Raw genomic sequence first — 19,888 nt, 5'->3', positions numbered from 1 at the left:
TTATCTAATGATGCTTTCTCATTAAATCGCTGACCTATTTTGCATGTTAAATTTTTTCAATAGGTGCAAATGCCGCTAACAACCGTTTAATGCCTTTTTCTGGGAAAGCAATGTCCAACTCTAAGTCTTTGGCCGAACCGCCTACACGAACGACTGTACCAACGCCCCATGCTTTATGTTGGACCTTATCACCTGCTTGCCAGGAAACTTTTTCGCCACCACTTGCCACTTTGTTGCTAACTGATTTTGTAGCTGGCTGTGTATAAGCTGGTTTACTTGCGCTGGGCTTGAATACTTTAGGATCAAAGGTGCGCGCTGGAGCTTTCTGTAAATTGGCCGCCGCCCCTTGTTTCATTAAACGCTCCGCCTCAATTTCTTCTAAAAAGCGACTTGGTCGATTATATTGCGTGCGACCATATAATGTTCTCGAATAAGCATTCGTTAAGAACAAGGCTTCTTCCGCTCGTGTGATACCAACATAAGCCAAACGCCGTTCTTCTTCCAGTTCACTTTCTTCTAGCATGGCACGTGATAATGGGAAAACCCCTTCTTCTAAGCCCATTAAAAAGACCACTGGAAATTCCAGCCCTTTGGCCGCATGCAACGTCATTAAGGTTACCTGCGAAGAGCTCTCTTCTAAATTATCTAAATCAGAAACCAAGGCTAAATCTGTTAAAAAATCCGCCAATTTTGTTTCTTCGCCATTTGGATCGTCGTTGTTTTGCGCTTCAAAACGTTTATCAAATTCTTGTGTCACAGATAAAAATTCGTCCAAGTTTTCTAAGCGAGCTTGAGACTCTAAATTATTTTGCGCCATCAAAGCTTCCCGATAACCACTACGTTGTAAAGTTTCTTTCACCAATTCTGTAATCGTTAAATAGGGCACTGTTTTCATTAAGTCTTGAATCATCATGCCAAAATTACCAAGCTCTTTACCCGCTTTTCCTGAAATATTTGCCAAATCAACATTTTGGGCAGCTTCCAGCAAAGCCCAACCATGCGTATCCGCAAATAGTCGTAATTTTTCAATTGAACTTTTACCGATTCCTCGTTTTGGTTCATTGACAATTCGTTCAAAGCTGATCGAATCATCTGGATTGGCAATCAAACTTAAATAAGCCAAAATATCTTTAATTTCTTTACGGTCGTAGAATTTATGTCCGCCCACCATGGTATACGGAATATTAGATTTCAAGAGCATTTCTTCCACTACACGGGATTGGGCATTGGTCCGATATAATACCGCAAAATCACCATAAATTCGGTCATTTTCCCGCATTTCTTTTTGGATTTGGCTCACAATAAATTGTGTTTCATCCCGTTCTGTGTCCCCACGATAATAGACAATTTTTTCACCGTCTATATTTTCTGTCCACAGTTCTTTCTCGCGGCGGTTACGGTTATTTTTGATGACATCATTCGCAGCCGCCAAAATGTTTTTGGTGGATCGATAATTTTGTTCTAGCAAAATTACACTGGCATCTGGATAATCTTTTTCAAAATCCAAGATATTTTGCATATCCGCCCCGCGCCAACCATAGATACTTTGGTCGGCATCACCTACGACACACAGATTTTTGAAACGTGCAGCCAATAAATTGACTAAGGTATATTGTGCATGATTGGTATCTTGGTATTCATCCACATGAATATAGTGAAATTTATTTTGGTAGAAAGCCAACGTATCTGGTTGTTCATTGAATAAACGAATCGTATTCATAATCAAATCATCAAAATCCATACATTGGTTTTTGCGTAATTCTTTTTGATAGGCTTCATAGCATTTTGCGACAATTTCTTCATATAAGGAACCTTGCATTTCAGCAACTTTTTCAGGCGTTTGTAATTCATTTTTGGCATTGCTAATCGTACCTAAAATTGAGCGAGGATCATATTTTTTTGAATCAATATTTAAGTCGTTTAAGATGCGTTTCATTAATGTTTTTTGTTCCGATGGGTCAATAATTGTAAAATTACGGTTGTAACCAATCTGATCCACATCACGACGTAAAATTCTTACACACATGGAGTGAAAAGTGGAGACCCATACATCTTCGCCACCCGTTTCCAGTAATTTATTTACACGCTCTTTCATTTCTTTAGCAGCTTTATTGGTAAACGTAATCGCCAAAATATTCCATGGATTTACTTCTTTTTCCTCAATTAGATAGGCAATTCGGTGTGTTAAAACCCGCGTTTTTCCACTACCAGCACCAGCCATGACTAACAGTGGTCCTTCTGTATGCAAAACGGCTTCTTCTTGTCGAGGATTCATTCCCTGAACCAAGGCATGTTTTTGTGTCATATTAAACGTCCTCTCTCTTTTTTCAATCTTATACAGTATACCAAAAATCCCTTTGAAGTTCTTTAGAAAAGAACAAAAAATCTTTTTCTTTTTATATGAAATTTTCTTGTAAATCAAGTCAAACCGCAGTACATTAGTAAGTAGTGATGGAGGCTAAAAATGAAATGAATAATGATGTACATGAAATTAAACAATTAGATGGTACCCGAATCGGCTTTATCCTTAAAGGCATCGTCGTCGGAATTCTGGTCGGCTTTGTTGTCAGCTTATTTCGCTTAGGCATTGAAAAAATTGGCGAACAAGTCGTTCATCTGTATCAAACGTTTCACGAAAAACCCTTTTGGATGATTCCTTGGTTCTTATTTTCTCTCGTGCTTGCTTATTTATTAGGACGACTGATCAAAAGCGAACCAGCAATTAAAGGCAGTGGCATCCCCCAAGTGGAAGGACAACTTCAAGGTCAATTAGAAATTCATTGGTTTCCAGTGCTTTGGAAAAAATTTATCGGTGGGATCTTAGCGATTAGTCCTGGGCTATTTTTGGGACGTGAAGGTCCTTCAATTCAACTAGGTGCAGTGGTTGGACAAGGCTATAGTCAATGGCGGCAAAGCACCAAGTCTGAAGAAAAAATTTTAATCAGTAGTGGTGCCAGTGCTGGTTTAGCCGCCGCTTTTAACGCACCAATCGCAGGACTTTTATTTGTTCTAGAAGAGGTTCACCATTCCTTTTCACCTTTAGTTTGGTTAACCTCTTTTTCTGCGGCCATTTCCGCTAACTTTGTTTCTTTGCATTTCTTCGGATTGCAGCCAGTTCTTTATATTGGTCCGGTTAAATCTTTGCCTTTAGAGTACTATTGGACATTAGTCCTGCTGGGCGTTTTGCTAGGATTATTAGGTTGGATATATCAAAAAACATTGTTGTCCTTACCAAAAGTATATGGAAAAATCAAAGGCCTTTCTTCTAATTATTATGGTTTTGTTCCTTTTATTTTGATTTTACCGATTGGTTATTTCTTTCCACATTTACTTGGCGGTGGGAATCAAATTGTTTTAGCTTTAGGCAATCAACCGGCCACGATTTGGGCTTTAGTCGGCTTACTGGTTTTACGTTTTGTTTTTTCAATGGTTTCTTACGGATCGAATCTCCCTGGTGGTATTTTCTTGCCTATTCTAACTTTAGGTGCCATTATCGGAACATTGTATGGTAGTCTACTTGTCCAATACGTAGGGATGGATCCAATTTTTGTGAAAAACTTTTTAATTTTTGCCATGGCTGGTTATTTTACTGCGATTGGTAAAGCACCGTTAACAGCGATTATTTTAGTAACAGAAATGGTCGGCAATTTTTCTCATTTAATGTCTTTAGGGGTTGTCGCTTTAGTTAGTTATATTACCATCGATAGTCTTGGCGGCAAGCCAATTTATGAAAGCTTATTAGAACGTTTGGTTCCTTCTAAAGTAAGTAATATTCGTGGCCACAAAACGATTATTGAATTACCTATCACTGCAGAAAGTTCCTTAGATGATACGATGGTACGTGATTTTGTCTGGCCTAAACAAATGTTGCTCACTTCCATTCGCCGTGGCGAATCGGAAATTTTAACACATGGTGATACTGTTATGCATGTTGGCGATGTGCTTATTATTTTGACCGATGAAAAACTCGCTTACCAAGTCAAGAAAGAAATTTATCAAAAAACTTTACCGAATGATTTAGTGAATTAAAGAAAGCTGCTGAACCTGAGTTCAGCAGCTTTCTTTTTTTCTTATGACTGTTTTTTAATTTTTTTGAATGTTTTTGACCGTTTTAGATTGATTAGCGTTTTCATTTGTGCTATTATATCCATGAAATGAGGGATGAAAATGCTTACGGAAGAACGACATCAAAAAATTTTACAATTGTTAGATCAAAAATCAGTCGTCAAATCACAAGAACTTGCTAGCTTATTCAATGCTTCAGAATCCACAATCCGCCGCGATTTACAAGAATTAGAAGACGCCAATTTGTTAGAACGCATTCACGGCGGCGCTAAGCGTATTCTTAATTTAGGCTTTGAACAAAACATGACGGAAAAATCAATCAAAAACACGCACGAAAAGCAAAAAATTGCTTCTTTAGCCGCTAGTTGTGTACAAGATGGCGATATGATCTATTTAGATGCTGGTTCAACCACGTTAGAAATGATCCCTTTTTTAGTTGGGAAACAAATCCATGTAGTGACGAATTCCGTGCATCACGCTGCAAAACTTAGCGATATGGAAATTCCCACTATTATGCTCGGTGGTACTTTGAAGCTCTCCACTAAAGCAATCATTGGTGCCACTAGTATGGAACAGCTACAACATTTTCGTTTTAACAAAGCTTTTTTAGGAACTAACGGCGCACATTTAGAATTTGGTTTAACGACGCCTGATCCCGAAGAAGCAGCGCTAAAAGCCTTGGCTATTCATCAAGCAGAAACAGCCTATGTTTTACTGGATCATACAAAATTTAATGAAGTAACGTTTACCAAAGTGGAAGAATTAGAGTCAGTTACTTTACTAACTGACTACTGCCCTGCTGAATCGCTTCAAGGATTCCAGCAAAAAACTATTTTAATGGAGGCAAACAAATGATTTACACAGTGACTTTAAACCCTTCTATCGACTTTATCGTTCACGTCGATCATCTACAAATTGGTGATTTGAATCGGATGACGAATGATTTTAAATTACCTGGCGGCAAAGGAATCAACGTTTCACGTATTTTAAAACGTATGGAAACAGAATCCACTGCCTTAGGTTTTTTAGGTGGTTTTACAGGCTCATTCATTGCCGATTGGTTGAAAAAAGAAGAAATCCAAACGAATTTCACTCCCGTGTCTGCTGATACACGAATCAACATTAAATTGAAATCAGATACTGAAACAGAAATTAACGGCTTAGGACCTGCCCTAACAAACGAAGAAATTCAAGAACTAAAACAAGCAGTTAGTCGTGTTCAGGCTGGTGATATTGTTGTTCTTTCAGGAAGTACACCTGCTTCTCTACGCAAAGGATTTTACGAAGAGTTAATCCAAATTGTGAAGGAAAAAGGCGCAGAATTTGTTATTGATACGACAGGTGAAGATTTAATGAACGCTTTGTCACAAAAGCCTTTATTGGTCAAGCCAAATAATCATGAGTTGGCAGAATTATATCATACAACCTTTACAAGTGTTGAAGATATTTTACCTTATGGACATCGGTTACTAGAAGAAGGAGCGCAACACGTAATTATCTCAATGGCTGGTGATGGTGCATTACTTTTCACAACAGAAGGTGTTTATCGTTCCAACGTTTTAAAACGTCCACTGAAAAATTCTGTCGGCGCTGGCGACTCAATGATTGCTGGTTTTATTGGCAACTTTTCAAAAACACAAGATCCTTTAGAGGCTTTCAAATGGGGTGTCGCTTGCGGTAGCGCGACCGCATTTTCTGATGATTTAGCCTCAGAAGATTTTATCCAAGAACTTATTCACGAAGTAACAATTGAAAAAATTTCAGAATAAATCCACTAAGGGAGGAAAATAGAGTGAACATTAATGATTTATTAATAAAAGATGTCATGATTATGGATTTACAAGCTACTGATAAAAAAGGCGCGATTGATGAAATGGTCCAAAAATTATACGATGGTGGCCGCATCTCTGACATCGACACTTACAAAGAAGGAATTTTAAAACGCGAAGCACAAACATCGACTGGTTTAGGCGACGGCATCGCTATGCCTCACGCAAAAAATAGTGCCGTAAAAGAACCGACAGTTCTTTTTGCTAAAAGTAAAAAAGGTGTTGATTATGAAGCACTAGATGGACAACCTACTTATCTATTCTTCATGATTGCTGCTCCAGAAGGCGCCAATGATACACATCTCCAAGCGCTTGCGGCCCTTTCTCGATTACTTATCGATCCAGAATTTGTTGGCAAATTGAAAGAAGCGGAAACTCCAGAAGCAGTACAAGCGCTTTTCCAAGCAGCAGAAGATCAAAAAGAAGCGGAAGAAAAAGCAGAACAAGAACAAACAACGCCAGCACCAGAAAGCAATCGTAAATATATTATTGCTGTGACTGCTTGTCCTACAGGAATTGCTCATACTTACATGGCCGAAGATGCGCTGAAGAAAAAAGCAAAAGAAATGGGCGTAGACATTAAAGTAGAAACAAACGGTTCAGAAGGAATTAAAAATCGTTTAACTGCTGAAGATATTGCTCGTGCTGATGGCGTGATTGTCGCAGCCGATAAAAAAGTAGAAATGAATCGATTTGATGGTAAAAAATTAGTCAATCGTCCCGTCAGTGATGGAATTCGTAAAACCGAAGAACTAATTAACTTAGCCATTAGTGGTGAAGCTCCTACTTTCCATGGCAGTGACTCGGCTCCAAGCGATCAAGAGGATTCAGCGGAAGGTTCAATCGGTTCTCGTATCTATAAAGATTTAATGAATGGTGTTTCTCATATGTTACCTTTCGTTATTGGTGGCGGAATTGCCATTGCTCTTTCCTTTATGATTGATCAATTTATCGGGGTTCCTCAAGATCAATTAGCCAATTTAGGTAATTACAATGACGTAGCTAGCTGGTTTAACCAAATTGGTGGCGCAGCATTTGGCTTTATGTTACCTGTCTTAGCTGGTTTTATTGCTTCTAGTATTGGGGATCGTCCAGGCTTAGTTGCTGGTTTCGCCGCTGGTGCATTAGCAAATGCTGGCGGAGCTGGATTCCTTGGTGCCCTAATCGGTGGTTTCTTAGCTGGTTATGTAGTGGTTCTTTTACGTAAAGTCTTCAAAGGCTTGCCAAAATCATTAGATGGAATTAAAACCATTTTATTCTATCCAGTTTTTGGTTTGATTATTACGGGCTTATTAATGTTAGTCATTAACATCCCGATGAAAGCAATTAATGATGCGTTAAATCATTTCCTACTTGGCTTAGATGGCACAAATGCAGCTTTACTTGGTGCTTTATTAGCTGGTATGATGGCCATCGACTTAGGTGGACCAGTTAACAAAGCTGCTTATGTTTTCGGTACAGCTACGCTAGCAAGTACTGTTGCAGAAGGTGGCAGCGTGGTCATGGCTTCTGTAATGGCTGGCGGAATGGTTCCTCCATTAGCAATTTTCGTAGCAACTCGTTTATTTAAAAATAAATTTACAAAAGATCAACAAGATGCCGGCTTAACCAATATTGTAATGGGACTTTCTTTTGTCACTGAAGGGGCAATTCCTTTTGCAGCAGCTGACCCATTACGTGTGATTCCAAGTTTCGTGGTAGGTTCTGCCTTTACTGGTGCGTTGGTTGGTGCGTTTGGTATCAAATTATTGGCACCACATGGAGGAATCTTCGTCGTCTTCCTATTAAGTAATCCATTACTATATCTATTGTTCATCTTAATTGGGGCGATTATTTCAGGAATTGTCTACGGACTTTTGAAAAAACCTGTCGAAGTACCTGCTTAAAAAAACAGCAAAAAAGCGATTCAACCATGGTTGAATCGCTTTTTTATTATTTTCTCTTTATCGCATAATTTTCTAAATACTCAGGATTTCCTTTGCTTCTGATATACGTGTACACGCCCATCACAAAGGCCCCAAGGGTATTGGTAAATAAATCCCCCATCGTATCCATCAAAGCAGCACGCCCAATAAATGGTTGGCCGTTGGACATATTATAGCGTTGTAAGTTCATGTTCCCTAATGAATCGCAGATAAATTCCCAGAATTCCCAGAAGACGCCACAAAGCCCTGCAAATGCAAACCCAAATAATAAAAATAACCACGGGGAAACATCGGCGTACTTCGTTTTCTTCAATAGGAAAGCAGCAATACCATAACCCACAGCAGTTAAAAGCATCGGACTAACAAAATGTAAAATTTTATCCCAGAACGAAATGATTGAGATCATATGCAACGAGGTTCCTAGGAATACTGAAATAAATAAGAAAAACCAGTAAAAATAAACGATAGTCGGTGGCATAATAATTTTTAAAAATTTATTGACAAGATCTGGTAAAAAGATCAGCCCAATTCCAAGTAAACATTCGATAACAAACGTCACACCTTGTTTTGTTGAATACTTAGCCGTAAAAAATTCCCAGAGATTGTACGTCAAGCATAAGATGCCAAACACCACTAATCCATATTTAATTTTCGAATAATTTTTATCCATTTTGACACACCCTTTCAAAAGTTATTTTATATGAAAAAAACTGTAGATGAAAGACACCTTCCATCTACAGTTTTAGAAAACTCTATCGAATGAAGAGCTTATTAAAAATGTTTATTTTTCAACAGCTGTTTCAGTAATTGTTTCAACAGCACGTTTCATACGAATATCGTGTTCTAACATGTCGTTGTTTAATACTTTACGTACTTGCGCTTCAGGCATGTTGTATTGTTCTGCTAAATCTTTCACTTCAGCATCGATGTCTTCTTGTGTTACTTCGATGTTTTCAGCTTTGGCAACTGCTTCAATCACTAAGTTTGTTTTTGTGCGTGTTTCTGCTTCGCCTTCAAATTGTTTGTGTAAATCTTCTTCTGTAGAACCAGTTAATTGGTAGTACATTTCAGGAGAAATTCCTTGGCGTTGCATGTTGTTTAAGAATTCATCCATTGAACGGTGAACTTCGTCGTGAACCATTACGTGTGGTAATTCAACGATTTCAGCATTTTCAACAGCTAAACGAATTGCTTCTTCGTCTTTTGCTTCTTCAGCTGCTGCTTCTTTTGCTTCTGTCAATTCTTTACGGAATTTTTCTTTTAATTCGTCTAATGATTCTACTGAATCGTCAACGTCTTTTGCAAATTCATCATCCAATTCTGGTAATTCTTTTGCTTTTACTTCATGAACAGTTACTTTGAAAACTGCTTCTTTACCAGCTAAATCTTCTGCTTGGTAATCTTCAGGGAAAGTAACGTTTACTTCTACTTCTTCGCCAGCTTTTTTGCCAACTAATTGGTCTTCAAAGCCTGGAATAAATGAATTAGAACCTAGTTCTAATGAGTAATTTTCGCCTTTGCCGCCTTCAAATGCTTCGTCGCCTAAGAAGCCTTCAAAGTCGATAACTACAGTGTCGCCGTTTTCAGCAGCGGCATCTTCTTTGATTACTAATTCAGCTTGAGATTCTTGTTCGCGTTTCAAACGTGCTTCCACGTCTTCATCTGTTACTTCACGGTCTTGTTTAGACACTGTTAAGTTTTTGTATTCGCCTAATTTTACTTCAGGTTTTACAGTTACTTCAGCAGTGATAACCCAGTCTTCCCCTTTATTCATGCTTTCAACATCAATTTTTGGTTGTGCTACTGGTTCAATTCCTGCTTCTAAAACAGCCGCTTCATATGCTTCTGGTAAAACAGCGTTTAACGCATCTTCGTATAACGCTTCTTCTCCATACATACGGTTAAAAACAGTACGTGATACTTTTCCTTTACGGAAACCAGGTACGTTTAAGTTTTTTTTCACTTTATTGAACGCTTGCGTTAATCCTTTTTCGATTACTGCTTGTTCGATTGAAAAAGTTAATACACCATCATTAGTGCCTTTTTTTTCCCATTTCGCAGACATTTGTTTCCCTCCGAATAACATTTAATTTTATACATCAAACTTTATTTATGCATACCTTTAAATAGTACACTATCCCTAGGAAAATGTAAATATTTTAAGTGCTAAGAAGTGAAAGAAAGACTCGATTTTTAGCAAACTATCAGTTTTTTAATTTTTTCGGATTAAAAAAGCATAGAATTTCGAGAAATTTCCTTCTTAAAACACTAAAAGATTGTGAACAAAATATCTTGTTCACCATCGGATGTAATCGCTTTACTTTATGAATGGCCCATTATAGAATGTATGTACTCAATATTTACTCATTATATATTTCCGTCATTATACATATAATATCAAAAAAGGAGAGGATGGTTTTGAATAAGTTCGTCTGGGGAATCTTTTCTTGCATCATATCATGGCTTTTTTTATCGCTGACTCAACCTTTGATAGCTCATTCTGAAACACTGAACCCTACAACTCACGCCTCTACTTTTAGTGAAACATTTACTTCAGTTTCAACAGAACAACAAACAACTCAAGCAACCGATATCGTGGAACAAGAAACCGAGCAAACCCATGCTTCCTCTGAAAACGATGAACCTATGGCACCTACGCCAGCTAGTGTTTCTGTTGGTAATAGCACCTTAAAAAGTACCTTAAGCACGGGAACGTATAACCAAGATATTATCACACTTTCGTATGAATACAGTGTGACACTTATCGGCTTAGCAATTAATGATCGACCGATTATTGCTATTCAACTTCCTACAGAAATTTCAAGCCAGTTAGATAACGACACTCTAAAGCAACAAGATTTTCTGACTCTTTTAACAGGGACTGTCAGTTATCCAGGAACAGCCACTCAAGATATTCACAGTTCAACTAACGGCGTCAGCCTCTCTTATAGTAGCACTTATCATTCTGTTTATCTGACTTTTCCAAGTAGCACCTTGGTGTTACTTCCCGGAACCAAATGGTCTGCCGCCATTTCGTTTGATGTCGGCGCACTTTATAAACGAGGAATTTCAATCCCTCCTGCTCTTAACGGCAAAGACTATCCGATTCGAGGAACCTTTACAGATGTTGGCACTGGATTAGGCGCAATTAATATTATTATTGGGAATAATACAAAAACAGGCATAATTAGCAAAGCTCAACTTAGTTTAGGTAATTATCCCGTTCCTCAAGTCACACCAGCCAAACTAACTCAACCAAATCATCTGGACACTACTGTAACAGGGACCATTCAACAAGTACAAGACCCAAACTATAACTACTCTGTTCAATTAACCTTGAACCGCCATGATGGCACCACTACCCCCATTGTGGTGAAAGGGATTTCTGTCGATGCAGCCGGAAATTTCTCGACATCGTTAGCTTCACCATTAGAATATGGCGACACGCTCTCTACAATTGTCTTTGCTCGTTCCAAAACGTCAACCGACTATATTCAAAGCAGCCCCTCAGCTGACCAAAGTGTCAATTGGTCAATCCAACCAGTCACAAACGTAGTCGCCAATGCCGGCTCAACTCAACTTTCAGGTAAAGCTTCTCAAGTATCTAACGGAACCTATCAAGTTAAAGTACAAATAAATGGTGGTTCTATTTTCACAACGTCCTTAGATTCCAATGGCCATTTTCAATTTGCTAATTTACCCACTTTCCAAGGAGGAGAAACGGTCAGCTTGTGGGCCCAAGGGCTCAGCAATCGCACTGGCCTGCCTTTGCTAACCAGTTCTACTGTTTCTCAAACAGTTGCTTATCCTGTGCCTCAACTAACGGTCACGCAAATCATTGAGCGGAAAAATGCACAAGGGCTCTGGGAAGCTGCAAACTCTGTCGTAAGTGGTCAAATCATTCGTTTTACGTTAACCACACGTTTAACCAATCAACCAGCAACGTGGATGAATCAGCAATTACGAGCAACGGTGCCTAAAGGACTGTCCCAACTTTCAGCTGCTACATTAACAAAACAATCAGCAGCAGGTTTAAGTACGCCAATAGCTGGGCTTCAACTTTTAACTGATAGTCCCACTGGTTTGCCGTATTGGAGTTATCACAATTCGCTGCCAGCAGATAATTTTACGGAAGCTAATACACAATTCACCTTACAATATACAGCAACGGTTACAGAAGAATGGATAAACCAATTTCTTTTATTTTCTAGCACGGTTACTGGCAATGATGGTGGCGGAACGCCAATTACGCCAATCACTAAGGAACAGTCTTTACCTATCAAAAACGGTACCCTCCGTTTTGTGCAGATGCCAACTACAGTTTCCTTTAAAAATTTACCTTTTCCCAGCAAACGAACCATATACTCACCATCGACCATCAGCGCTCCTTTCCTCATTGCCGATGGTCGAGTTGCAAAAACACCATGGCACTTGTTGGTAAGAGAGAGTCAGCCCATGCATTCAACTTCTACAAATAAAACGATCCAGCAAGCTTTCATTTATCGAAAAAATGGCAGTGATTTTCCTCTCTCCTCTTTAGCAACCGAAGTTTATCAATACACCGCAACGGACGATAACAATGTAGAAATTCCTTGGAACCAACAAAATGGACTTTTTTTAAGCGTTGCTCCTGACCTTAATTTAACGGTCAAAGAATCTTACACTGCCGAATTACAATGGATTCTTTCTGATACACCCCTCTAATTAGGATTTAGCTTTTTTAAAAGTTAAAAATAAACAAGAAAGAAGGAATAAAAAATGAAAAAGATCGTGCGCATTTCAAGCATTTTGTTCGTTGCTACGCCTCTTATGCTTTTAAATAGTCCAAAAGTTGAAGCAGCTCAAGTCGCTTCTATTCAATCCAACGCTGATATTACGTTTGCTCTTGATAATACTGTCACGCCACCTGTCAACCCGACGAACCCTTCTCAGCCTGTGACACCTAATCCTGCTGATCCTCATCAACCTGGTACAGCCGGACCCCTTAGTATTGACTATGTTTCAAATATCCATTTTGGATCAAAACAAATTCAAGCCGGAACAGCGATCTATTCGGCACAACTGGATCAAGTGCAAAATAGTACTGGCGATTTAATTAGCGTGCCAAACTATGTTCAAGTAACTGACAAACGTGGTCTAAATCTTGGCTGGAAATTATCAGTTAAACAGAGTGCGCAATTTGCTACAAGTGATTCAACACCCGCTGTTTTGGATAATGCATCCTTGACCTTTTTAGCAGCAACACCCAATTCAACACAGTTACTTTCTTTGGCGCCATTAACGGTCCCAGTAACCTTGGATCCAACTGGTGCCGCCACTTCTCCTGTGGCGACTGCCGCTCTTTCAACAGGAATGGGCACTTGGACATTAGCTTTTGGTAGCGGAGCGACCGCTGCTCAAGGCATTCAATTAACTGTTCCTGCGACAACGAAAAAAGTTGCAGCTAAACAATATAAAACAACGCTTACTTGGATTTTGGATGATACACCACTTTAAAAGAAAACAAACAAGGTATTGCATGAAACAACTTCATGCAATACCTTGTTATAAAAAATTGTCAAAAAGGAGTGCACACTATGAATCAGCAGCTTTTTAAATGGCTCCATGCTATTAGCGTCATCATTTTTTTATTTTTTATTGGCTCTTATTCTGTAGAAGCAAGCGAAATGACTTTTTCTGTAAAAGCCATTTTACCCGACAATCAACGAACCAAAGAGACAAGTTATTTTGATTTACGTGTCGCTCCAAACCAAACACAAAAGCTACAAATCGAACTAACGAATCAAACAGCCAACGACATTACCGTGCTAGCTTCAGCCAATGCAGCGATTACTAATGATAATGGCTTGGCAGATTATTCTCATGCTGAAACAAAAAAAGATCCGTCTGCACCTTTTACTTTTAATGAGATTGCGCAATTGCCAAAAGAAATCCACCTACCTAAACACTCAACCAAGACTGTTGAATGTCAGCTTACTTTACCGGAAAAACCATTTAATGGGTACGTTTTAGGAGGACTCTACTTTGAACAAAAGTCAGATGAACAACCTGCTCACTCAGAAAACGGTGTGGCCATCAATAATCGTTTTTCTTATGTAGTCGGTGTCTTACTTAGTGAAACAGATGAACCTGTTCAGCCAGAATTATCTTTAAATGAAGTAAAAACCGATCAAGCTAACGGTCGTAACCGCGTATTAATGAATCTCCAAAACAAACAAGCGGCTATGATTAAAAAATTACAAGTCGATGCCTCTTTGTATTATGAAAAAGAAACCAAACCTCGCTACGAAAATCACCAAGAGTCGTTAACAATGGCTCCTAATACAAATTTTAATTATCGGATTGACTTAAAGGAACAACCTTTTGTTCCTGGAAATTATACTGTAAAAATCAAAGCAAACGATGGCTATCAAGACTATTCGTGGGAAAAACACTTAGTCATCCAAGAAAAAGAAGCTAAAAAATACAATGCTACCGCCGTCAACCTCCCACCTGAAAAACACACCAATTTCCCTTGGAAACTGGTGAGTAGCATCACGCTGGTTTTTCTATTCATTTTGGGAAGCACGATTTATTATTTCAAGAAAAAAATACGTGAATCGCAACAATAAAAAAGCACATCGACAATTGTCGATGTGCTTTCATAATCACTTAATTATTTTGTATATTCTTCAACTAATGCAACGACTTCTTCCATCGTGTCGCATTCTTTTAATGCGCGGTCAGCAAGTTCAGCCATTTTAGTTGTGTCTAGACGTTTCATCAAGCTACGTGTTTTAAGGATAGATGTAGCACTCATTGAGAACTCATCTAAGCCCATACCCAATAGTAATGGAACAGCTGTTTGATCGCCCGCCATTTCACCACACATACCAGCCCATTTACCTTCAGCGTGTGCTGCATCAATTACATTTTTAATTAAACGTAAGATTGATGGGTTGTATGGTTGGTATAAGTAAGAAACGCGTTCGTTCATACGGTCTGCCGCCATTGTGTATTGGATTAAGTCGTTAGTTCCAACACTAAAGAAGTCAACTTCTTTGGCAAATTTATCAGCTAATACGGCAGCTGCTGGAATTTCAATCATAATACCTACTTGGATATCGTTTGAAACTTCAACACCTTCGTTGACTAATTTTTGTTTTTCGTCTTCAAAGATTGCTTTCGCTGCTCTAAATTCTTTCAAAGTAGCAACCATTGGGAACATGATACGTAAGTTACCATGAACAGACGCACGTAATAATGCACGCATTTGTGTACGGAACATGCCGTCACCTAGTTCTGATAAGCTAATACGTAATGCACGGTAACCTAAGAATGGGTTCATTTCGTGTGGTAATGTTAGGTAAGGAAGCTCTTTGTCCCCACCAATATCCATTGTACGAACCACAACTGGTTTTCCTTCCATTCCTTCAAGAACTGCTTTATACGCTTGGTATTGGTCCTCTTCAGTTGGAAAGTCAGATGAATCCATGTATAAGAATTCTGTACGATATAAACCAACAGCTTCGCCGCCGTTTTTGTGTACGCCTTCTAAATCTTTTGGTGTACCAATGTTTGCAGCTAACTCAACATGTTTGCCGTCAGCTGTCACTGTTTCTGCATTTTTTAGTTTATCCCATTCTGCTTTTTGATCTGCATAAGCTTTTGCTTCTGCTTCAAATTCAGATTTTTCAGCATCTGTTGGGTCAATAATAACATCCCCAATGATTCCGTTCACTGCTAAAATATCGCCTGCTTTTACTTTGTCAGTAATTTCTTTTGTACCAACGATTGCAGGGATTTCTAACGAACGAGCCATGATTGCTGAGTGAGAAGTACGTCCGCCGATGTCTGTCACAAAGGCTTTAACATACGTACGGTCTAATTGTGCAGTATCACTAGGTGTTAAGTCATGGGCAACCACGATTACTTCTTCGTTAATCATTGAAGGATTTGGAAGAGTCACACCTAATAAATGTGCTAAGATACGTTTGGCAACGTCACGAATATCTGCTGCACGCTCTTGCATGTAAGCATTATCGTCCATTGCTTCAAACATACCAATATACATATCCGTAACTTCTTTCAAGGCAGCTTCTGCATTGACTTTGTTGTCTTGGATATTTTGTTTGATTTGACCAACCATTTCTGGGTCAGATAAAACCATTAAATGAGCATCGAAAACTTGCGCTTCTGCTTCACCAAGGCTTTGAGCTGCTTTGTCGCGAATTGCTTGCAACTCTTCAGTAGATTTTGCTAAAGCATCGTCTAAGCGAGTTGCTTCTGCATCAGTATCTTCTACGGAAGTTTTGTTGAAAGACAAGTCAGGTTGAACTAGCAGGTAAGCTTTAGCAACAGCAACGCCATCACTTGCGGCAATCCCTTTTAGCATCTCAGACATTATTCAGCCAATCCTTCTTTTTGTAATGTTTCAACGATTGCTGCCATTCCTTCAGCTTCGTCAGCACCATCAACAGTGATTGTTACGTCAGAACCTTGACCAACGCCTAAAGACATAACGCCCATGATTGATTTTAAGTTAACAGATTTACCTTTGTATTCTAAGTTAATATCTGAGTTAAATTTGCTTGCAGTTTGTACTAATAAAGTAGCTGGACGTGCGTGAATTCCTGTTTCTGCTACAATGTGAAATTCTTTCTTTTCCATATAAATCGGTCTCCTTCGTAAATAAAAAATTTTTATGTTAGGGTTTTCCTTTCTTGATACGCTAAAATCAAACGTCTACTCGAAAAAAGACCCTTTCAGTTTCTAAGATTACCATTTTTTTCTATCTTACACAACACTTTTTGCTTAAATTTCGTGATGTTTTGCACTGACTATTCTTCCTCTTTTTGGTAACGATAAATGATTCGTCCATTTAACCCCGCTTCTCCAACAATTTCCGCGCGGTCAGGCAAAGAAATCCAAGCATCACGAAATTGGAAAAATTCATTTTGCTCCACGATTAATTCAGAGATTTCTCCAGCTTTTAATGAAGCAATTTTTTCTACAAAAGGATTTTCAGCCATTGATTTCACCACTCTTTCTCTTAAATATCAACTCTTATAGTTTACTTGAAAATGGCGCAATTGTCTGTAAAAAAATCGAATCTTTGCCTTTTTTTAAACAAGGTCTTTTACTTGATTCTCTTACAAAAAATGCTATAATAACCTCAAAGGTCAAAAATGGTCAAGTGGTTTTATAGACAGAATTTATTCCTGCTATCTAGTACTTGGCTGGTTTGAGGAAAAATGGTCTGTTTACTAGAAATAATAGAGCAAACAACTATTTTTCTGGCCTCAGTTATTTTGAAAGGATGTGTTTCATTCAATGATTTGTCAAAATTGTCAACAAAATGAAGCAACAATTCATTTATATGCAAATGTGAATGGTCAAAGAAAACAACTAGACTATTGCCAAAGCTGCTATCAAAAATTAAAAAATCAAGCAAATAATTCCCCTCAAAATATGGGACAAGACCCTTTTGGCTTTGGGAGTTTAGACGATTTATATCGTTCTCTTTCTCGCCAAATGCAACAAGGTAATCCTTATGAACAACAAACACCACCCACTCAATTTGGTGATGGTGGTAATGGAGGTCAACCCCCTCGCGGAGGCGCTGGCGCTGGTCAAGGTTTACTAGGCGAGTATGGGATTAACATCACCGAAGCGGCACGCCAAGGAGATATCGATCCTGTGGTAGGACGTGACCAAGAAATTAAGCGTGTCATTGAAATCTTAAATCGCCGTACAAAAAACAACCCCGTTTTAATCGGTGAACCAGGTGTTGGTAAAACAGCTGTTGTCGAAGGTTTAGCCCAAAAAATTGTCGATGGCGATGTGCCGCAAAAATTATTGGACAAAGAAGTCATTCGTTTAGATGTGGTTTCACTTGTTCAAGGAACTGGTATTCGCGGACAATTTGAAGAACGGATGCAAAAATTGATTGAAGAAATCACTGAAGCTGAAAATGTCATTTTATTTATTGATGAAGTCCATGAAATTGTGGGTGCTGGTGCTGCTGGTGATGGTAATATGGATGCTGGCAATATTTTAAAACCAGCCTTAGCACGTGGTGAATTACAATTAGTCGGTGCCACAACTTTAAATGAGTACCGTATTATTGAAAAAGATGCTGCCTTAGAACGTCGGATGCAACCAGTCCAAGTAGATGAGCCAACCGTTGCCGAAACCATAACGATTTTACATGGTTTGCAAAAACGTTATGAAGATTATCATCATGTTAAATATACAGATGAAGCGATTAACGCAGCAGCAAACTTATCCAACCGTTACATTCAAGATCGCTTTTTACCAGATAAAGCGATTGACTTGTTAGATGAATCTGGTTCAAAAATGAATCTAACTATTCAACTCGTCGATCCAAAAACAATTGATAAAAAATTAGCAGAAGCGGAACAACAAAAACAACAAGCTTCCGCAGAAGAAGATTTTGAAAAAGCGGCTTATTATCGTGATCAAATCAATAAATTACAAGCAATGAAAGAAAAACAAATCAGCGATGAAGAAACACCCGTCATCACTGAAAAAGATATTGAAGCCATTGTGGAACAAAAAACTGGCATTCCTGTCGGTGACTTAAAAGAAAAAGAACAAACCCAATTGAAAAATTTAGCTGTTGACTTAAAAGCTCATGTTGTCGGACAAGATGATGCCGTCGATAAAGTAGCTAAAGCGATTCGTCGCAATCGTGTAGGCCTAGGCAAACAAAACCGCCCAATTGGTTCCTTCTTATTTGTTGGGCCAACAGGCGTTGGTAAAACAGAATTAGCAAAACAATTAGCTTTTGAGCTATTCGGTTCAGAAGATTCGATGGTTCGTTTTGATATGAGTGAGTATATGGAAAAACACAGTGTTTCTAAACTGATTGGTTCTCCTCCAGGCTATGTTGGGTATGACGAAGCTGGACAACTCACAGAAAAAGTCCGTCGTAATCCTTATAGTTTAATTTTATTGGATGAAATTGAAAAAGCGCATCCTGATGTTTTACACATGTTTTTACAAATTCTCGACGATGGTCGTTTAACAGATGCACAAGGTCGTACGGTCAGCTTTAAAGACACCATCATTATCATGACAAGTAATGCTGGAACAGGTGCTGTGGAAGCCAACGTTGGCTTTGGCGCTGCCCGTGAAGGTGTGACTAAATCTGTTTTAGGTCAATTGAACAACTTCTTCACCCCCGAATTCCTTAACCGTTTCGATGGTATTATCGAATTCAAAGCATTAAGCAAAGAAAACCTGATGAACATTGTCAGCTTGATGTTAGAAGAAGTAAATGGCTTATTAGCTAAACAAAAATTACACATTGAGGTTCCAACAGAAGTCAAAGAGAAACTCGTTGATTTAGGTTATGATCCTGCAATGGGCGCTCGTCCTTTACGTCGAACAATTCAAGAACAAATTGAAGACGGCATTGCTGAATACTATCTAGATCATCCTGAAAATCATCAATTAGTCGCAGCGGTAGATAACGAAGGTAAAATTATCGTAACTGGCGCACAAGAAGTGACTAAAACGGAAACTTCAACATCTGACCAAGCAGAATAATCAAAAATCCACACGCATTAATAACAATGCGTGCGGATTTTTTTATGCTTTTCACTTTTTATTTTCATCAAAAAAAACTATAATAGAAGAAAGATATTCGTATACTTGTTCCTCATAGAAAAAATTCAATCTGGAACTCCTGTACATAATTGGAAACGCTCTTTTGCAGCACACAACTATAATGAGGTGATAAAATGAAATTAGTGAATGTGACCAATAGCTACAAACAATTAGTAAATAAACAATTGGAAAACACGGATGCTTACTTTGTAAAAGTCTACTCAGCAGGAAACACGACCGCTGTCTATTCAGAAGCAGCTCACCATGTGGAAGTTCTGATTATGAATAAAAATCGTCGCATTCGTCCGACAGAAGTAAAAGAAATTTTAGCAAAACTGTTAAAACGATTACCTAAAGAGGCTTATGACCCAGATGAAATTTCTATCATTGAATTAAATCATGTGACCGAAGTGTCTGTTCCATTAAAAGTTTCCCTCATGGAAAACTAAAAAAAAC

The 19,888-nt window shown here is 38.5% G+C and carries 15 protein-coding genes; 9 read left to right on the top strand and 6 right to left on the bottom strand.

The features are described 5' to 3' along the window. Positions 1-46: 46 nt before the first annotated feature. Positions 47-2,305 (bottom strand): DNA helicase PcrA, encoded by a 2,259-nt coding sequence (pcrA, locus tag IGM04_RS02305; RefSeq protein WP_010708284.1) that lies wholly within the window; start codon positions 2,303-2,305, stop codon positions 47-49. Between the two features lie 164 nt (positions 2,306-2,469). On the opposite strand from pcrA, the gene IGM04_RS02300 reads away from it, so the two are divergent. From IGM04_RS02300 to IGM04_RS02285, 4 genes are all read left to right on the top strand, one after another. Next, positions 2,470-4,029: a ClC family H(+)/Cl(-) exchange transporter gene (locus IGM04_RS02300; protein WP_002358694.1), complete on the top strand. Its 1,560-nt coding sequence runs from the start codon at positions 2,470-2,472 to the stop codon at positions 4,027-4,029. Between the two features lie 138 nt (positions 4,030-4,167). Then, complete coding sequence (locus IGM04_RS02295; protein ID WP_002381250.1) at positions 4,168-4,920, top strand: DeoR/GlpR family DNA-binding transcription regulator; 753 nt, start codon at positions 4,168-4,170, stop codon at positions 4,918-4,920. Further along, on the top strand, positions 4,917-5,834 hold the full coding sequence (gene pfkB, locus IGM04_RS02290) for a 1-phosphofructokinase (RefSeq protein ID WP_002363177.1): 918 nt from the start codon (positions 4,917-4,919) through the stop codon (positions 5,832-5,834). The genes IGM04_RS02295 and pfkB overlap by 4 nt, the downstream gene beginning before the upstream one ends. Positions 5,835-5,857: 23 nt before the next feature. Beyond that, positions 5,858-7,780, top strand: a complete 1,923-nt coding sequence (locus tag IGM04_RS02285) for a PTS fructose transporter subunit IIABC (protein WP_086317656.1) — start codon at positions 5,858-5,860, stop codon at positions 7,778-7,780. Between the two features lie 46 nt (positions 7,781-7,826). Here IGM04_RS02285 and IGM04_RS02280 read toward each other — a convergent pair whose 3' ends face one another. Continuing rightward, a complete protein-coding gene (locus tag IGM04_RS02280; RefSeq protein WP_002355557.1) occupies positions 7,827-8,489 on the bottom strand; it encodes a hypothetical protein in 663 nt (220 codons plus the stop codon). A gap of 111 nt (positions 8,490-8,600) precedes the next feature. Next, on the bottom strand, positions 8,601-9,884 hold the full coding sequence (gene tig / locus IGM04_RS02275; RefSeq protein WP_002355556.1) for a trigger factor: 1,284 nt from the start codon (positions 9,882-9,884) through the stop codon (positions 8,601-8,603). A gap of 263 nt (positions 9,885-10,147) precedes the next feature. On the opposite strand from tig, the gene IGM04_RS02270 reads away from it, so the two are divergent. The 3 genes from IGM04_RS02270 to IGM04_RS02260 are packed head-to-tail and all read left to right on the top strand — an operon-like array spanning position 10,148 to position 14,430. Beyond that, positions 10,148-12,523, top strand: a complete 2,376-nt coding sequence (locus tag IGM04_RS02270; RefSeq protein ID WP_179189094.1) for a hypothetical protein — start codon at positions 10,148-10,150, stop codon at positions 12,521-12,523. Between the two features lie 54 nt (positions 12,524-12,577). After that, positions 12,578-13,315, top strand: coding sequence for a WxL domain-containing protein (locus IGM04_RS02265; RefSeq protein WP_002358689.1), 738 nt, complete (start codon positions 12,578-12,580; stop codon positions 13,313-13,315). Positions 13,316-13,350: 35 nt separating this feature from the next. Next, a complete protein-coding gene (locus tag IGM04_RS02260) occupies positions 13,351-14,430 on the top strand; it encodes a DUF916 and DUF3324 domain-containing protein (RefSeq protein ID WP_002386937.1) in 1,080 nt (359 codons plus the stop codon). Positions 14,431-14,474: 44 nt separating this feature from the next. On the opposite strand, the gene ptsP is transcribed toward IGM04_RS02260, so the two are convergent. The 3 genes from ptsP to IGM04_RS02245 form a co-directional block, all read right to left on the bottom strand. Continuing rightward, a complete protein-coding gene (gene ptsP / locus IGM04_RS02255; RefSeq protein ID WP_002361251.1) occupies positions 14,475-16,202 on the bottom strand; it encodes a phosphoenolpyruvate--protein phosphotransferase in 1,728 nt (575 codons plus the stop codon). Continuing rightward, positions 16,202-16,468: a phosphocarrier protein HPr gene (locus IGM04_RS02250; protein ID WP_002355551.1), complete on the bottom strand. Its 267-nt coding sequence runs from the start codon at positions 16,466-16,468 to the stop codon at positions 16,202-16,204. Before IGM04_RS02250 ends, ptsP begins: the two co-directional genes overlap by 1 nt. Positions 16,469-16,638: 170 nt before the next feature. Next, positions 16,639-16,830 (bottom strand): hypothetical protein, encoded by a 192-nt coding sequence (locus IGM04_RS02245; RefSeq protein WP_002366170.1) that lies wholly within the window; start codon positions 16,828-16,830, stop codon positions 16,639-16,641. Between the two features lie 301 nt (positions 16,831-17,131). On the opposite strand from IGM04_RS02245, the gene IGM04_RS02240 reads away from it, so the two are divergent. Then, on the top strand, positions 17,132-19,372 hold the full coding sequence (locus IGM04_RS02240) for an ATP-dependent Clp protease ATP-binding subunit (protein WP_179189093.1): 2,241 nt from the start codon (positions 17,132-17,134) through the stop codon (positions 19,370-19,372). Positions 19,373-19,566: 194 nt separating this feature from the next. After that, a complete protein-coding gene (locus IGM04_RS02235; RefSeq protein WP_002355547.1) occupies positions 19,567-19,881 on the top strand; it encodes a DUF1827 family protein in 315 nt (104 codons plus the stop codon). Positions 19,882-19,888: the final 7 nt, after the last annotated feature.

The sequence above is a fragment of the Enterococcus sp. DIV2385 genome, assembly GCF_051711925.1.
Taxonomy (GTDB): domain Bacteria; phylum Bacillota; class Bacilli; order Lactobacillales; family Enterococcaceae; genus Enterococcus; species Enterococcus faecalis.
Note: the sequence above shows the minus strand (reverse complement) of the source record. Positions and strands in the feature narration are given on the sequence as shown.

What these genes read in the sequence shown, in the direction of transcription:
- pcrA (WP_010708284.1), bottom strand. Translation starts at nt 2,305, where the DNA reads ATGACACAAAAACATGCCTTGGTTCAGGGAATGAATCCTCGACAAGAA.
- IGM04_RS02300 (WP_002358694.1), top strand. Translation starts at nt 2,470, where the DNA reads ATGAATAATGATGTACATGAAATTAAACAATTAGATGGTACCCGAATC.
- IGM04_RS02295 (WP_002381250.1), top strand. Translation starts at nt 4,168, where the DNA reads ATGCTTACGGAAGAACGACATCAAAAAATTTTACAATTGTTAGATCAA.
- pfkB (WP_002363177.1), top strand. Translation starts at nt 4,917, where the DNA reads ATGATTTACACAGTGACTTTAAACCCTTCTATCGACTTTATCGTTCAC.
- IGM04_RS02280 (WP_002355557.1), bottom strand. Translation starts at nt 8,489, where the DNA reads ATGGATAAAAATTATTCGAAAATTAAATATGGATTAGTGGTGTTTGGC.
- tig (WP_002355556.1), bottom strand. Translation starts at nt 9,884, where the DNA reads ATGTCTGCGAAATGGGAAAAAAAAGGCACTAATGATGGTGTATTAACT.
- IGM04_RS02270 (WP_179189094.1), top strand. Translation starts at nt 10,148, where the DNA reads ATGGCCCATTATAGAATGTATGTACTCAATATTTACTCATTATATATT.
- IGM04_RS02265 (WP_002358689.1), top strand. Translation starts at nt 12,578, where the DNA reads ATGAAAAAGATCGTGCGCATTTCAAGCATTTTGTTCGTTGCTACGCCT.
- IGM04_RS02260 (WP_002386937.1), top strand. Translation starts at nt 13,351, where the DNA reads ATGCAATACCTTGTTATAAAAAATTGTCAAAAAGGAGTGCACACTATG.
- ptsP (WP_002361251.1), bottom strand. Translation starts at nt 16,202, where the DNA reads ATGTCTGAGATGCTAAAAGGGATTGCCGCAAGTGATGGCGTTGCTGTT.
- IGM04_RS02250 (WP_002355551.1), bottom strand. Translation starts at nt 16,468, where the DNA reads ATGGAAAAGAAAGAATTTCACATTGTAGCAGAAACAGGAATTCACGCA.
- IGM04_RS02245 (WP_002366170.1), bottom strand. Translation starts at nt 16,830, where the DNA reads ATGGCTGAAAATCCTTTTGTAGAAAAAATTGCTTCATTAAAAGCTGGA.
- IGM04_RS02240 (WP_179189093.1), top strand. Translation starts at nt 17,132, where the DNA reads ATGATTTGTCAAAATTGTCAACAAAATGAAGCAACAATTCATTTATAT.
- IGM04_RS02235 (WP_002355547.1), top strand. Translation starts at nt 19,567, where the DNA reads ATGAAATTAGTGAATGTGACCAATAGCTACAAACAATTAGTAAATAAA.